We start from the raw sequence: 14311 nt of genomic DNA on the forward strand, positions 1-14311 counted from the left end.
CTATGCAGCGACGCCGAATCAACCAAACCACCTCCTTTGAAGAACGCCTAGCCGAGCATGGGCGAGCCCTTCGTCAAAAGGCAAAATCGCTTCCGCCAGGTGTTGAGCGGGAACAAACCATCCGCAAAGCTCGGCAGGCGGAGACCGGGGCTCAAATCAGCGAATGGCTGTCCACACCCGGATTACCGGCTCCCGAATGAAGGAACGGGAGGTCGCTGCGTTCGAGCAGCATCAGAAAGCAGCATGATGTTGCGCGCGGATCCTGCTGGCAGGCCCCGCGCGCCGGCTCACGATCATTGCGTTCAGTCCCGGTCGTTCGCCTCTTCCTTGATCACGGGCGGTGTATGGCCGAGCTCAATCTTTTGAGCCAGTTGCGCCCGCTCCTTGTCTGCCGGCTGATCTTCTCCGCGGACGCGCATGATGCCGTGGTCTGATGTCTTGGTCATGATGACCTCCTGCCGGACCAAGCCCGGCTTAACCACAACGTTCCAAATACGGAGAGCCGCGGGCGGAGCGGTCGCGTCATTCCGGTTGCTTCGCCACAATTGGCCGCGGCCTCGTTCTGAAACGTCGCCTGAGCCGCTTCCATTTCATCTCGATCCAACGCAACACGGCAAGGAGAGGTTTTTGCAGGATCGGCATGTCCTGCGCGATAAGAAGAAGTCCAAGGGGGAGCATCCAGAGGCCGAAGAGGGGCAAGAAGCTGAAGATGCCCCCGAGAATTAATATCCCCGCGACAATGACACGGATCCAGAATTTGGATGGCTCTCGCAGCCAGCGAATGAAAGTCCCCACTTTCGTGGGCACTCGACGCTCGATCAATGCGAAGTATCTGTTCAGCCCCAATATGACGGAAGCCATGCCAATTCCGATTCGCGCGAGTGTTAAAGCACCGCATCACAACAATGCTGCTTGGGGAGCCAAACCGACTGCGGGCGGAGTGTTCCTCCGTCCTGGTTGCGCACAGAGGAAAAGTGCGGCGAGGTCGCTTGGACATGCAGAACCCAGTGAGGTGCTCTCAACTCGGTGCCCTTGCTTGCGGCGGGGGACGACACGTCACAGGCATCGAGAGATGCCCATCAAACAAAAGCCGCCGGGCGTTACACCGAACGGCTTTTCTTCGCGGCTCCCAGTCTCCTGGTTCTGCCGCCAGATTCAAACCGCCTTCTCACCCTTTGTTCCCTTCGAGAGTCCGGCTGTCAGCAGATCGGCGGACGGCGCGTGTGCTTGACCCGTAAGGGGCCACTGCCAGCTCTCCTTGTGTTTGCAGTAACACGGGCTTTCCCTCACCACGGCCACTTGCGGAACGAACAAGCAATAGCCATTTGGTAATTATCGAGTTTCGGCCGAACGACTTGGCCTTGCCGCTTAAAGCGCGCCTGACTGACGACCTCCCTCCAGATCTCGCTTAGCTTGCTGCGCGCTCGAGCGCGGCTCCGAACATCTATCCCAAAGGAAGATCACCCATGAATACGGGAACTGTGAAGTGGTTTAACGGCCAAAAAGGCTTCGGCTTCATTCAACCAGACCAAGGAAGCCAAGACGTCTTCGTTCATATCAGCGCGGTTGAACGCGCCGGCATGAGCGGTCTCGATGAAGGACAAAAGGTGTCCTTCGACGTCGTTGCTGACCGCCGGACCGGCAAGTCCGCAGCAGAGAATCTGCGCGTCGCGTAAGCGTGCATAGGATGCCATGCTGCTTTGACCACGGATGTACTGGCAGGGCCTCTGGCTTCGCAACCCGCGACCGGTTTAACGGCTGCGGGTTTGTTTTTTAGAACGCAAGGAAGATGGCGCTTCGCAATGTGCGCGCAGCCGGTTTCCCTACGCCGCTCGTCGCCGTCGGAATCCAGCTTGAACGAAAAAGTGGCATCTTTTGCCGGCGTCCCCATATGAGATGAATGACCAAATGGCAAAAATCCAGCGCGCGGCAACCGCACAAGACGAAGGCTGAACTCCGTCAAATGCTGACAGATGCGGTTCGTAATACGTCCGTAACTGACTTGGGACAAAGGCCCGTCGTAAGACGTGAGGGCCACGGGCAGCGGCTTGCGTCGATTAGGCTTGGACAGTCATCGTAACGTGGCGTTCAGTCCATGCGAGCGAAGTCTTTCGACAACCAGTGAAGGAGCAAGATGCGCAAGTTTCCCGAGCCCACCGAGCGAGAGGTTCAGGAAGGACCCCAACAAGTATCCTTCCAGATCGCGAATGGAAACGCGCGTCAGACCTGCGTTTTGCAAACCGCTTACCCAACGAAAGCGCAGGCGCAGAAGTACCTTCTCTCAAATTGGCCGGCCATCGAAAAGATGGCGCGCGACGCTCTCGCGGCGGGGGCCGTTGAGGGCGGGCAGATCAAGCTCGTATTGAGCTGATCAACCGGAGAGGGCGCCGGACAATGGCTCCAGTTCCAGTTGGCGCGGCCAACTGTTTTGTCTGAACCGTGATGCCGGGCAACGGCTCGTTGCGCGGCGTTTGGCGGTCAGATCGTCCGAAAGATGCAGCGGCTGTTTGAGCCGACTGTACCTCCTCCTGCATGTCTCTAACCGCCGAGCTCGCGCGCAGCGAAGACACTTATCGGGGAGAGTTGATTCTCAGCCCAATAAGGTTCGGGCCTTTGTCACGGCGTCATAGATTTCGATCTTGAGCATCGGGTAAGTCGACTTAAGTGCGCGACCCGACGACTCGGCAGCTTCCGCAGTATCAAGCATCGGCTTGAAATGCCCGTCGACGATGATCACGAATCCCTCCGTCGGCAGTCTGTCAGCACGTGGTGCTCTCGGCTCGGGCTCTTCAATTGAGTGAACAGGCATTTTCATATGAAGAGCTCCTTAAAAGCGACAGCACACCAGCCATAGATCCTATCGCGGCATCAGGCCCAGCAGCTGAGTTCTTCCCTAACCGAGGCAGAGGCGGACAATCTGACAGGAACGACTCTCTCATCGTGAGATTGTCATATTGGTCTGTGGCGCGATACTGACCCCTCAGCTTGCGCCATCCACCCGGGATGGCTCATCGTCGGACGCGCGTCTTGCGATGAGCCGATTCTCGGAAGGCTGACTCAATTGGTCTTTCAGATTCCTTCCGCGTCCGACGAAGGCAAAGTCGCGAGCGGTGCCGGGCCTATCCGGCGGGCTTTTCTTTGTGCCGAGCCGGGGTGTCCCGGTTTTCGTCAGTCTGCTCCGCGTCTCCGGGCTTTTTTCCAGCCATGTTTCCCGGATTGTAATGGTACTTACCTTCCGGATTTTCGCCGGGCTGCTTCTCATTGGGGATTTTGTTGTTTGCCATTGATCCAGTCGCTTTCTCGGCAAGAGTAACAATGTTGAACAAGACCAACGTCGACATGTTCCACGCCATCATTATTGCCTTCAGCTGGGCTGATCAGTAAGAGTAATCTTGAACCGGCGAGAGCGACAACGATGCGCTCCAAGTAACGTTTGGAACGAAGACTCGGCGGCGATGGTTGAGGATGAGCTGCAACATTTCTCAATTTGCCTGAGTCATCGTGCAGACCATCTGAGGTACTGCACATGGCACTCCCGCGAACACGCTCCCTCTCGCTCCAGTCCGACTACACCGCTGCCTTGCGGCGACATCCTGCGCTTATGGCATTTGCCGGGGCGGCTTCCCTCCTCGGGGCCATGGCGATCGTAAATGGGCGAGTCGCCAAGAAAGCGGAACGCGATAACCCGCCTCGCGGGCAGTTCTTGGAGATCGATGGCGTCCGACTGCACTACGTGGAACGCGGCAACGGCCGTCCGCTTGTGCTCCTGCACGGCAACGGCAGCATGATCCAGGATTTTGAATCCAGCGGCTTGATCGACCTGGCGGCCAACCGGTTTCGGGTGATCGTATTCGACCGCCCCGGATTCGGACACAGCTCGCGGCCGCGGAACGTGATATGGACCCCGGAAGCCCAGGCCGATCTGTTCAGAAAGGCGCTTGATCGGCTGAGCGTTCAGCGGGCGATCGTGCTTGGACATTCATGGGGTGCGGCGGTCGCTCTTGCGCTGGCGACAAGACATCCGTCATTTGTCGAAGCTTTGGTGCTCGCATCAGGCTACTATTTTCCAACCGTTCGTGCTGACTCGGCGGCATCTTCGATGTCTTCGATACCCGGAATGGGCGATGCGATCAGTCACACGATCTCGCCGATCGTCAGCCGCCTCTTGTGGCCTTCCATGTTGCGAAAGATGTTCGGTCCGCGGCCAGTCTCTGACAAGTTCGTCGGCTTCCCCAAGGAGCTGGCGTTGCGACCGTCACAGATGCGTGCCAGCGCGGCGGAGGCAACGTTGATGATCCCCGCTGCATTCGAGTCGTCGAAGAGCTACGATCAACTCAAGATGCCCACCATCATCATCGCCGGCGATGAGGATCGCCTCATCGATATCAACAAGCAATCGGTCAGACTTCACGGCGAAATCGCTCACAGCAAGCTGCACCGCGTCGCTGGGGCAGGGCACATGATCCAGCAGTCTGCCACGGCTCGGTTGATGGCGGCCATCGATGAAGCCGCTGCTGCGACCGACATTGGCGGGAATGCACCGCACCGGTTCGCGAGCGCCTAGGAACGCTCCGGCGGGGCCACGTGTTCTCATTCTTCAGTTGGCGAAGAGGCCCGCCGCGGCCGAACCGTCCAGCCGGACCGACTGCTTATCCGGCTAGAGGCTCCTGCAGCCGCATCGCGCCCTTCCGACCGGTGCGAAGCTGACTCAGCGGGTTGGGGCAGGCCCCTTGATCGGGATGGAGAAAAGCGTCGTGGTCTCGCTGTCAAAGTTGCCGCATGAGCCCCCCTGGTCCCCGGGGCAGAATGTCGGCGTACCGGAACCGGCTGCCTCGCCACCGCAGGCGGCCGACGATATCGAAATGCCGCTGCCGTCCAGCCCGCAGACGTTCTTTCTCGGTAGTCTGCTAACACTGGCCGTGCTGGCAGCCATGCATGTGGCAAGCTCGATCATATTGCCCGTGGTGCTCGCCTTCGTGCTGCAGCTCATTCTGCACCCCGTCGTGCATCTGCTCGAGCGTATAGGTCTCCCCCGTGCCATCGGAGCGCTCTTGGCGATCCTGGTGGTGGTGGGAGCGCTCGTGGGGTTTGTGGCAGCCTTGTCGCTACCTGCCGCGACCTGGGCGGAGAAATTGCCGGAGGGCCTGCCTCGCCTCGAAACTCACTTGGTCGTTCTAAAGCGCCCGATCGAAGCGCTGCAGAAAGTCATCCAGCAGGCCGAGCACGTCGCCGACGCTCCCGAGAAGAAAGGAGCCATCGTTTCGGTCCGCAGCGATCTCGGCCTGACCGGCGCGCTCTTCGCTGGAACGCGGGCTGTCATCGACGGCCTTTTTACCACGGTTCTGGTGCTCTACTTTCTCCTGGTCGCAGGCGACGTTTTTCTGCGACGTATCGTCGAGGTCCTCCCAAGTTTTCGCGACAAGAGGCAGGCTGTGGACATCTCCCAGCAGATCGAAGCGGACATATCTGCCTATCTGCTTACAATCACCGCCATGAATGCTGCAGTGGGAATTGCAACGGCGGTTGCGATGTATTTCTGCGGGCTTGGAGACCCGCTGTTGTGGGGAGCCGCGACCTTCCTGCTCAACTACGTTCCAATTCTGGGCCCACTGTTAGGCACCGTCATCTTCCTGCTGGCCGGAATGTTGAGCTTCGACAGCTTGTGGTGGGCCTTGCTGCCGCCGGCCCTCTACTTCTGCATCCACCTCGCCGAAGGCGAAACCCTGACGCCCATGTTGCTTGCACGACGCTTCACGCTGAACCCGGTGCTGGTCATCCTGTCGCTGGTGTTCTGGTTCTGGATGTGGGGCGTGCCTGGCGCGATCCTGGCTGTTCCGATGCTGGCCATCCTCAAGATCGTCAGCGATCGCGTGCGTCCGCTAAGAGCTTTGGGCCACGTCCTCGAAGGCTAGTCCGGTGTCGCTCTTGGGAGAAGATTGAGGACCGCGCCGTCGAAAGGCGGCCATTGCAGCATGCATGTTACGCCAGCGGCATTGAGAAACTAAAGCGGGTCTCCGCGGGTGTCGATGCGACGGTCAATGCGCCCCCATGCGCCTTTGCGATCTGCGAGGCGATGTATAGCCCAAGTCCAAGCCCTTGCTTGCTCGCACGGGCCTTGCCGCGGAAGAACGGTTCGAACAGCTTGTCCATCACCGTTTGCGGAATAGCCTCACCGGCATTGGCGACCCAGAGCTCGAACAATCCATTCCGCGTCTCGGCGTGAACGGTGATGGGCTTGTTGGCCGTGCCATGCGTCACGGCGTTGCCGAGCAGGTTGGAAAGGAGCTGGCCGATGCGGATGCGATCGCAGTTTACCGGCCCGTCGACGGCAAACTCGAATTCGATGACGCGACCGGGCGAAGCCAGCCTCAGTTCGTCGATCACCTGGGCAAGGACGGGCTCCAGCGGTCCTTTCGCATCGTATTCCAGGGTAATGCCGCCGCCCAGACGACCGCGTGCAAAGTCGAGGACGTTGTCGATCATCGAGGCCATGCGCATGACCGTCGTCTGCATCATGGCGACGATCTGCTGCTCCTTCTCATTCTGCACGGTACGGCCGAGAAGTCTCGCGCCGGCGCTGATGGAGGCGAGAGGATTGCGAAGATCGTGACCAAGTACGGCGATGAACTGTTCCCGCAGTTCGGAGGTTTCGTGCTCGAGCAGCAGCACTTCTTGCGTCGCCCTTTCGGCAGCAATGGCCAATTCTCGGCCGGCGAGGAGCTCCTGTTCGTAGCGCCGTCGGTCGGTCGCCTTGATCAACGCAAGACGGATCAGCAGCAGCTTTCCATCCGCATCGCGGCGCTCGTTCGCGTTGGCGATCATGTGGAGCGGCTCACCGGCAGCGGTCACCATGTCGATAGCGAATTCGTTGAAGAAGCCCTGCATCCGCAGCAGCGGCGCGATATGAGTTTCGTAGTAGATGCGGCCTGGCATGGTCAGGAAATCGGTGAAACGCTTGCCGACCATCTGGTCTGCCGGGTGCCCGCTCCACGCCAGCAAGGTCGGGTTGACATGCTCAATGCGGCCGTTCGGGTGCAGGGTGACGTACCCGCACGGGGCGTTGTTGACCATGTCCTCGAAGTCTGGACCGGAGACGCTCACGAGACGAAGGCTCGAATCGCCGCGATGACCTCGTCGGGCGCACTGAGGTTCGGGCAATGCCCGGTCGCGTTCAGGACGATCATTCGACCGCCGGGGATACTACGGGCAACGAAATCGCCGACCTCCTGGGAGGCGATGATGTCCTCCTTGCATTGGAGGACGAGGACTGGAACGGAAACTTCCGCGAGATCCTTGCGGTTGTCGGAGGTGAAAGTCACACGGGCGAACGCTTTGGCAATATCGGGGTCCGTGCGGCAGAAGCTGTTCGTGAGCTCCTGACCGAGTTCCGGGCGGTCGGGATTGCCCATGATCATCGGCGCAATCTGTGTTGACCAACCCATGTGGTTGGATTCGAGAAGCGCGAGCAATTCACCGATCTGCTCGGCACTGAACCCGCCAACATATCCTTCGTCGTCGATGTAGCGGGCTGAAGGGCCGATGAGCACGAGCTTGCCGAACATGCCTGGCGCTTGTCGCGCCGCCAGCACGCCGATCATGCTGCTGACGGAATGCCCGACGAAGACGCAATCCTTCAAACCTAGCTCGGCGCCGATTTCGACCACGTCGTCGGCGTAACCGGATAAGGTTGAATACTTGGCCCAGTCATAGGCCGACAGATCGGATCCGCCGGCGCCGACGTGGTCGAATAGAACCGTCCTGAAGTCCCTTTCAAACGCCGGAGCCACGAACCGCCACATGTTCTGATCGCACCCGAAGCCGTGGGCGAAGACCATCGCCCGGTCGCCCGCGCCACGAACGTGAACGTTATTCCGTTCGGTTACATTTGCCATAAAGCCTCCCTTACGCATCATCGTGCAGTTTTCTATCTTTGCTAAGCGCAATGCGGCCCTGGCCAGGAGCACTCGTCGAGCTTTGGCTCCAGGGCAGCGTCTCGGTTCTGCGTCGCCCAGATCAGAACCATCAGGAACATCATGATTTCCTACCCGTGTAGATGACCAGCTGCCGGATATCGCTCGAGCCATCTGATGCAATCTCGAACGGCCCCAACGCCGGGACAGTTCCAGCGGGAAGCTGGCCGCGCTTCAATGGAATGATCTGGCGAGATCAGAGCCCGCGACTGGCGACGCGCGTCCTGCGAACTGTCGATCCACTCCGCGTCCGAAAGTCACATCTTCGATCTCGAGGCGGTGCATCTGGGATGCTGTAGTTGACTGCTGTTCACACTGATGACGTCTCAGCCATTGTCATGGCGCGCCCAATGTCGCTTGACCGACGAGACCCCACGCCATCTCGAAATCATCTCCTGGGCGGAAATGTGCCACGAGTGACGGCTCCACTTGCATCCGCTTCATCGTCGCGCCGAACCAGATAGACCAAAGGCGAGTCGTCCGCAGCTCTCTCCGTCTTCGCGTCGACGTAATACACTTCTTCTGCTGGATCGGCGCGACGCACCCTAATCGGAGACGTCCCATCCCAAAGCGGTCTGTGTCCGAGCGTCATTCGCTTCAAGTCCTCTAGGAGCCATTGCTCCTGGCCGAGTTCTCTGGCCTGGAAAAGCGTGGCAGCCATGAGCGCTAAGATCGGCTGGCCATCGATCTCCAGCACGAACACGCCCGCAGGTAACTCCTCGGTTTTCACTGGCACCATCATCTGAACCACTCCTTTTCCTCGGCCGGTCGGACCGGTCGAGCCCCCCGGGGCGAGATTCGGGCCTCTTGTCCGTCGACGCTTGCGCTCCGTACGTTCCTCGTCCGATGTAAGGCGCATCGCCCGCTTGTCGAACCGCGCCTGGCACGGCTGGCAACGAGCCGGCGGCCCCCAACTTTATCTTGTCTTGCAATGCTTGACTTCGTCATCAGGGACAGCCGGTTCACCGCTTGCGTCTGGCAAGGCTTCGCAAGGAAGGCGCGATTTGCCGCCGCTGATTTCGGTCAGGTCCTGGGGGGAGCGACCGAGCAAACCGGAGCATCTGATGGCGCAGTTGAACGAGCTGCGAGACGCTGTAGCCGATTTGTTTGTCTGTTCGCTTGCGCAGAAGTGACGACATGACATCGACCATGGCCAGGCGGCGCGCTGACTTTCCTTCACCGAGAGCTACGGAAGTCACATTGAAACCTGGCTTGGCGCCTTGCTGGTCAATATTGCTCACTCGCAAGTAAATGTGCCGAATCCGGCGAGCCGGAAGCATACGCTTCGGTCGCTGCCTACCTTCAGGATACTAGGTCAGCCTATGAAATGCCGGGGGCAATGCTTCTCGAACCAGTTCACTTAGATCCAAGGTCTCGCCACTTTCGGAAATGTCAGAGAACAGGACCTCCACGAAGGGATGTTGGCGGTTGAACGCGGCACCTCGCTCGTATTTCGCGCGCACAATCCGTTGGAGTGCGGGGAGGTTCAGTCTGCCAAGCGCATTGTATTGATCTCGGAAAAGACTTTGACGTCCTCCAAGATGCTCGACGGATTCCGCCCAGACGTCCATCACCTTCCGGCTCATGAATGCCTCGACCTGCTTGTTGCCATCCCGTGCAATGAGTCGGAGCCCGTCCATCGTGTGCGGTCCTTCATCGATTCGAAAGCGCGCAAGTGGCATGGAATCCTCCTGTTGTCGGCGACCTATTCAGGCCGGCAGCCTGTCGCGGGGCGTTGCACTCAATTGGCCCGATGGTCCGATCAGACACACAGGATATGGGTATGGAAGCGTCGAATAGCGAGGGGGTGCAAAGCAGGGCCCGCAAGGAGTTCGGGCGCTGCCTAACTCCATGGTGAGCTATATTGACCAGCGCGTCGTGCCGCCGGGTCGGCATACTTCCATGCTCCATCGTAAAGTCGTGCCACGCGCAGGGCGACCGTCGCTTCGCCCGAGAATGCCTGCTGATGGGCGCGCAATGAGCCGCGCCCTTTGGAAAGTGGCTCTTCCCTAGAATTGCGAACAATCAGGGAGTAAATTCTGCCCAATAGGGCCGCTGCCGCAAGGTCTGGCCGGCAAGGAGCAACCGTTCGTCGCTTGGTCAAGAAAGCCGTTCCCTGGCAGCCGATCGAAGCGAACAAGTTTGGTCGATTCAAAGGAGTCCACGCGTGGCGAAGCCGTCCAAGGACACGTTCGATCCCCAACATTTTCTCGGCAAGGTGGGCGCCGGCAAAGCCATTCTGACGTTTCGCAAGAACCAGCATGTGTTTCAGCAGGGCGACGCTGCTGACTCGGTGTTCTACATTCAAAGCGGCAAGGTCAAGCTGACGGTCGTTTCGGAGCAGGGCAAGGAGGCAGTCGTCGCCATTCTCGAGCCCGGTCAGTTCTTCGGCGAGGGATGCATGAATGGTCATCCTCTGCGGATCGCGACGACAACGGCGATGGAAGATTGCGTCATCACGTCGATAACCAAAGAAGCGATGATGTCGGCTATCCGTGAAGAGCCGAAATTCTCCCAGCTGTTCATTTCGTATCTGTTGACCCGAAACAGCCGGATCGAGGAGGACCTGATCGACCAGCTATTCAATTCCAGCGAACGGAGGCTGGCTCGCCTGCTGTTGCTGCTCGCGAATTTCGGCAAGGAAGGCAGTCCGCAGCCGATCAGTGCGAGCATCAATCAGGAGACACTGGCTGAGATGATCGGGACCACGCGATCGCGGGTCAGCTATTTCATGAACAAATTTCGAAAGTTGGGGCTCATCAGCTATAATGGCCACATCGAGGTCCACAACTCGTTGTTGAGTGCGGTGTTGCACGAGAAGCCCGTGCTCAGAGAGCGCGACTAGAGAGACTCCCAAGCGACGGCCCCAGAGCGTGGGGGCGCAATGAGGCCGTCATTTCCTCGGATGCTGTGGGGGGCGTTTGCATCCGGTCGTCCTTACCAAGTTGCGCCACCGACATTCGTTCCGGCAGAAGCTCAACTCGCTTTCGTACGGTCAAGTCGAGTCGCAAGTCCGGGATCATTTCTCTGGAGCGATTCAGGGCTCAGCCTCACTTCATCCTGTGCTCACGAATGGATCTCGTCGGTCCACACCTTGAAGCTGACCAAGGTGTTAGGGCCAAACGTCTGGGTAATCGGCACGTCGGCCGCGTCACGTCCTTGAGCGATCAGAACACGTCCAATCCGGGGGACGTTGTTGCGTGGATCGAATGTGTACCAACGTCCGCCGATGTAGGCTTCGAACCATCCCGCGAAGTCTCCTGGGGCGTAGGGGGGAGGCATGCCGATGTCGCCGAGATAGCCAGTGCAGTATCTGGCGGGAATGTTCATGCAGCGACAGAACGTGATGGCCAGATGCGCGAAGTCTCGGCAAACGCCCTTGCCTTCGTTGAAGACGTCCCGGGCCGTCTTGGTTGCGCGCGCGTGTTCGTAGCCGAATTGAATGTGATTGTGAACGAAATCGCAGATCGCCTGAACACGGGCCCATCCGGGCGAGACCTTCCCGAAAAGTTTCCACGCGACATCGGACAGATGATCGGTTTCGCAATAGCGGCTGCCGAGCAAATATACGATCGTCTCTGCCGGCAAGTCCTCGACCGCGTGTTGAGTAGCCGAGGGCACAACGACGTCCGGCAAGCCGGTGTCGCGAACGATCCCGTCAGCCGCCAGGCGCATTCGACCGGCTGGAGCAACGATGCGGCTGCACCAATTACCGAAGCCGTCACGATAGGGGACGATCGCAACGGAGGGCGTGGTGGTCAGATAATCGGGCACGACGACGTCCGATGCCCGAGAGAAATGAACGCCCAGGACCATGATCATGGGTGTGTGCTGCGGAAAGTCGTAGATCATCTCATAGCCGACCCGGATCTTCACTCGGCGTCCTCCAAAGTCGACAAATTGCCGCGGCTGCTTCGATCTCGATCGTGCCTATCGAGCGTGGCGTTCGGAAGTTCCAACGCGCTGGCGGGGGGCGTGTTCCTGCCTCTTCATTGAGCGACATTACGACAGAGCCGCCGCTGTTTTGACGTTCACGTCCACATCCATCCCAAGCTCGTCCTCACGAGCTCCCCAATAAGTGCCGAACAGGGGAATGGCCTGGCTTGGGACTCTGGCCACCGCCACGCGGATCAGATCGCGGTTTCCGACGATTCCATTGGTCGGATCGAACTCGACCCAGCCGGAGCCGGGGACGTAGATCTGGCACCAGGCATGGGTGGCTCCCCCGCCCAGCCAGACAGGACCATCGCGATCCGGTACGTAGATATAGCCGGTGATAAAGCGTGCGGCGAAGCCGAGGCTTCGTGCAGCTTCAATCATCAAGACGGCAAAATCCCGGCAGGTGCCCTTCCTGCGTTCGAGTGTCGTAGAAGGACTTTGCGTTCCTGGCGCCGTGCGGCGGTCGTAGGCGAAGCCATCCGAGATTGCTTCATTGAGGGTCATCAGGACCTGTCCGGTAGGACGTCTGGTCCCGCGCACGAGAAACGTGTCCAGCCACCGGCCGAGATGGTCTTCGGGGTCTGAGAACCACCTCTGAACATAGGGTGCCAGGTCGGGCGCCTCCTCCGCCTGATATGCAAACGGATGGTCCTTCGCGTGGTCCTCAATTCTGAAGTCGGGCGCATTCTCCGGCGTGTGATCGACCTTGATGACGCACTCGAATCGCAAATTGTCGCTGTCACAGCCAAACTCGACCTGCGCAACACAATTCCCGAAGACATCGTGCAGCCACCTCACTTCCGAGGGCTCGGGCGTCACATCGAGCGAGAAATCAATCAGTCGCTGGTCGAAACTATCGCGCGGGCGCGCCATCAATTGATGTCGGCCGAGCCGGACCGCACGCCGGTACCGATATGTCGTGATATGCCGGACGAGGAAGATCGCCATGGTACCGCCGATCGACGAGAGGTGAGAGCTTGCTCGATGGCCGCTTGACGTCGAGAGTCGGACGATGTTGGGCCCTATAACGCGCCTCGGGCGTGGCCAATCATCCTACGAATCCCAGCTTTGATCTGCCAAGCCTGGAGCGGCTTACCATAGAACTCGCTGCAAGGGGGAAGATCGATGCTCGGCGGGTTCAATTGCTCGGACATCAGGATGACGTCGATCGCCGGCCACCGACTACGCACGGTGTGCGCAAGGCCTATGCCGTCCATGCTGCCCGGCAGCTGGATGTCGGCGCAAACGAGCGCGATGTCGGATCTGGAGCTCAGGATTGCGAGGGCTTCGTCGGTATCCAGCGCTTCCAACGGCGTGTAGCCGGCGTCTTCCACCATGCCAACTGCGCGCCTGCGGAGCACCATCTCGTCTTCTACGACGAGAACGAAGACTGGAATGCGTGATGGACCGAACGTCATTGAGACTCCCCGGCATACGGCTGCTGTGGGTGCGCACCGATGATGGGCACGCCCCTCTATGTTCCCGTCTCGCTGCCGCATCCCTTTATCCGTTGAGATGTAATTTCATGATTTCAGAGAGTTGCGCCGCTGCGGCCCGCGGGCGGCTACCATTGAATGAGTACCGCACCAGCGATCACAAACGCGAAGAAGATCGGCAGCAGGACCGGCGGCACCAGCCACGCGCGCAGTCCGAATTTGGAGATGTTTGACATATTGACCGCCTCTTGGTCGCGGCGGGAGCACGATGCTCTCAGTCACCGATAACAGCCGGGAAGCACGCGGTGATATTCAAGATATGGTGCCCGTCCGCGGAATAGCGAGGTCAGGCAGAAACTATTTGCTGTGACCGGGGCGAACGGGATTGTAGTTCGCTTTCCACGTAGCCATCTAAGAGTTTGCGGGACCTCAACGCTCATCCAGCGCCAGGTTTGGCACCGTCGCTCGTAAGGGCGGTCGCAGATCGGCCGTCCAAAAGGCAAATAGCGTCGAGCTGGCAAGGCAAGGAAGTCCCCTTTCCACAACGGATCTGCCCCGGCCACATGATCGAGTTTCCAAACCATAGCCGTTCATACGACCGCACGCGGCGTGCCGTGCGATTCTGGGGACACGATAGCGCCATTGAGGCATCGTTTTTTATCGAAGAAGAAGCGCTGAAGCGAATTCAACCCGATACCTGCTACGACGAGTCGAGCCTTCTCCACGCGTTCGATTCCAATCGGGACTTGATATGCGCCGCCGCAGCCAAGGTGTACGTTCGCGGTACCAGGGGCTCTTACGATCTCGTCGCCGGCAATTTTTGAGCCGATCGGCGCCTTTTAAGGGTTTCGCACCCGAACCAAATGAACCCCTCTGCCTGTGCCTATAGGCAGATGGAGTCTCTTTCTGTTTCAAGGCAGGAGCGTAGCCTTTTCTAGCCCGGCAATGGTCTGCCCCAGAGAGTTG

17 protein-coding genes are annotated in these 14311 nt (G+C 59.3%); 6 read left to right on the forward strand and 11 right to left on the reverse strand.

Annotated elements, in window-relative coordinates; all coding sequences use genetic code 11:
- Positions 1-302: 302 nt before the first annotated feature.
- Both AAFG16_RS13365 and AAFG16_RS13370 read right to left on the reverse strand, forming a co-directional pair.
- Positions 303-446, reverse strand: coding sequence for a hypothetical protein (locus AAFG16_RS13365; protein ID WP_157785226.1), 144 nt, complete (start codon positions 444-446; stop codon positions 303-305).
- A gap of 76 nt (positions 447-522) precedes the next feature.
- The gene (locus tag AAFG16_RS13370; protein ID WP_038936668.1) at positions 523-861 is read right to left on the reverse strand and encodes a hypothetical protein; all 339 of its coding nucleotides are present in this window, start codon (positions 859-861) and stop codon (positions 523-525) included.
- 605 nt (positions 862-1466) lie between these two features.
- On the opposite strand from AAFG16_RS13370, the gene AAFG16_RS13375 reads away from it, so the two are divergent.
- Positions 1467-1676 carry a cold-shock protein gene (locus AAFG16_RS13375; protein WP_014493181.1) on the forward strand — a complete coding sequence of 70 codons (210 nt, stop codon included), beginning with the start codon at positions 1467-1469 and terminating at the stop codon, positions 1674-1676.
- 458 nt (positions 1677-2134) lie between these two features.
- The gene (locus AAFG16_RS13380) at positions 2135-2371 is read left to right on the forward strand and encodes a hypothetical protein (protein ID WP_014493182.1); all 237 of its coding nucleotides are present in this window, start codon (positions 2135-2137) and stop codon (positions 2369-2371) included.
- A 219-nt stretch (positions 2372-2590) separates the two neighbouring features.
- Here the strand turns inward: AAFG16_RS13380 and AAFG16_RS13385 are convergent, their stop codons facing one another.
- On the reverse strand, positions 2591-2737 hold the full coding sequence (locus AAFG16_RS13385; RefSeq protein ID WP_225895070.1) for a hypothetical protein: 147 nt from the start codon (positions 2735-2737) through the stop codon (positions 2591-2593).
- A gap of 382 nt (positions 2738-3119) precedes the next feature.
- The gene (locus AAFG16_RS13390; RefSeq protein ID WP_141379027.1) at positions 3120-3341 is read right to left on the reverse strand and encodes a hypothetical protein; all 222 of its coding nucleotides are present in this window, start codon (positions 3339-3341) and stop codon (positions 3120-3122) included.
- 185 nt (positions 3342-3526) lie between these two features.
- Here AAFG16_RS13390 and AAFG16_RS13395 point away from each other — a divergent pair, with 185 nt between their 5' ends.
- Together AAFG16_RS13395 and AAFG16_RS13400 are read left to right on the forward strand one after the other, a co-directional pair.
- Positions 3527-4564 carry an alpha/beta hydrolase gene (locus AAFG16_RS13395; protein ID WP_342739406.1) on the forward strand — a complete coding sequence of 346 codons (1038 nt, stop codon included), beginning with the start codon at positions 3527-3529 and terminating at the stop codon, positions 4562-4564.
- 175 nt (positions 4565-4739) lie between these two features.
- Positions 4740-5912 (forward strand): AI-2E family transporter, encoded by a 1173-nt coding sequence (locus tag AAFG16_RS13400; RefSeq protein WP_342740903.1) that lies wholly within the window; start codon positions 4740-4742, stop codon positions 5910-5912.
- Between the two features lie 67 nt (positions 5913-5979).
- Here the strand turns inward: AAFG16_RS13400 and AAFG16_RS13405 are convergent, their stop codons facing one another.
- From AAFG16_RS13405 to AAFG16_RS13420, 4 genes are all read right to left on the reverse strand, one after another.
- Complete coding sequence (locus tag AAFG16_RS13405) at positions 5980-7101, reverse strand: PAS domain-containing sensor histidine kinase (protein WP_018642503.1); 1122 nt, start codon at positions 7099-7101, stop codon at positions 5980-5982.
- A complete protein-coding gene (locus AAFG16_RS13410) occupies positions 7098-7892 on the reverse strand; it encodes an alpha/beta hydrolase (RefSeq protein WP_041953376.1) in 795 nt (264 codons plus the stop codon). Before AAFG16_RS13410 ends, AAFG16_RS13405 begins: the two co-directional genes overlap by 4 nt.
- Before the next feature lie 466 nt (positions 7893-8358).
- Positions 8359-8712 carry a hypothetical protein gene (locus AAFG16_RS13415; RefSeq protein ID WP_018642505.1) on the reverse strand — a complete coding sequence of 118 codons (354 nt, stop codon included), beginning with the start codon at positions 8710-8712 and terminating at the stop codon, positions 8359-8361.
- 568 nt (positions 8713-9280) lie between these two features.
- On the reverse strand, positions 9281-9652 hold the full coding sequence (locus AAFG16_RS13420) for a hypothetical protein (RefSeq protein WP_014493191.1): 372 nt from the start codon (positions 9650-9652) through the stop codon (positions 9281-9283).
- A 485-nt stretch (positions 9653-10137) separates the two neighbouring features.
- Between AAFG16_RS13420 and AAFG16_RS13425 the strand changes: the two genes are divergently transcribed.
- A complete protein-coding gene (locus AAFG16_RS13425; protein WP_014493192.1) occupies positions 10138-10815 on the forward strand; it encodes a Crp/Fnr family transcriptional regulator in 678 nt (225 codons plus the stop codon).
- A 221-nt stretch (positions 10816-11036) separates the two neighbouring features.
- Here the strand turns inward: AAFG16_RS13425 and AAFG16_RS13430 are convergent, their stop codons facing one another.
- The 3 genes from AAFG16_RS13430 to AAFG16_RS13440 all read right to left on the reverse strand — a co-directional run bounded on the left by AAFG16_RS13430 (position 11037) and on the right by AAFG16_RS13440 (position 13327).
- Complete coding sequence (locus AAFG16_RS13430; RefSeq protein WP_041953380.1) at positions 11037-11846, reverse strand: transglutaminase family protein; 810 nt, start codon at positions 11844-11846, stop codon at positions 11037-11039.
- 126 nt (positions 11847-11972) lie between these two features.
- On the reverse strand, positions 11973-12857 hold the full coding sequence (locus AAFG16_RS13435) for a transglutaminase family protein (protein ID WP_028170266.1): 885 nt from the start codon (positions 12855-12857) through the stop codon (positions 11973-11975).
- Between the two features lie 74 nt (positions 12858-12931).
- Complete coding sequence (locus AAFG16_RS13440; RefSeq protein ID WP_028170267.1) at positions 12932-13327, reverse strand: response regulator; 396 nt, start codon at positions 13325-13327, stop codon at positions 12932-12934.
- 581 nt (positions 13328-13908) lie between these two features.
- Between AAFG16_RS13440 and AAFG16_RS13445 the strand changes: the two genes are divergently transcribed.
- Complete coding sequence (locus AAFG16_RS13445) at positions 13909-14169, forward strand: DUF1488 domain-containing protein (protein ID WP_028170268.1); 261 nt, start codon at positions 13909-13911, stop codon at positions 14167-14169.
- The last annotated feature ends 142 nt before the right edge of the window (positions 14170-14311 follow it).

The sequence above is a fragment of the Bradyrhizobium sp. B117 genome (assembly GCF_038969555.1).
Lineage (GTDB): Bacteria > Pseudomonadota > Alphaproteobacteria > Rhizobiales > Xanthobacteraceae > Bradyrhizobium.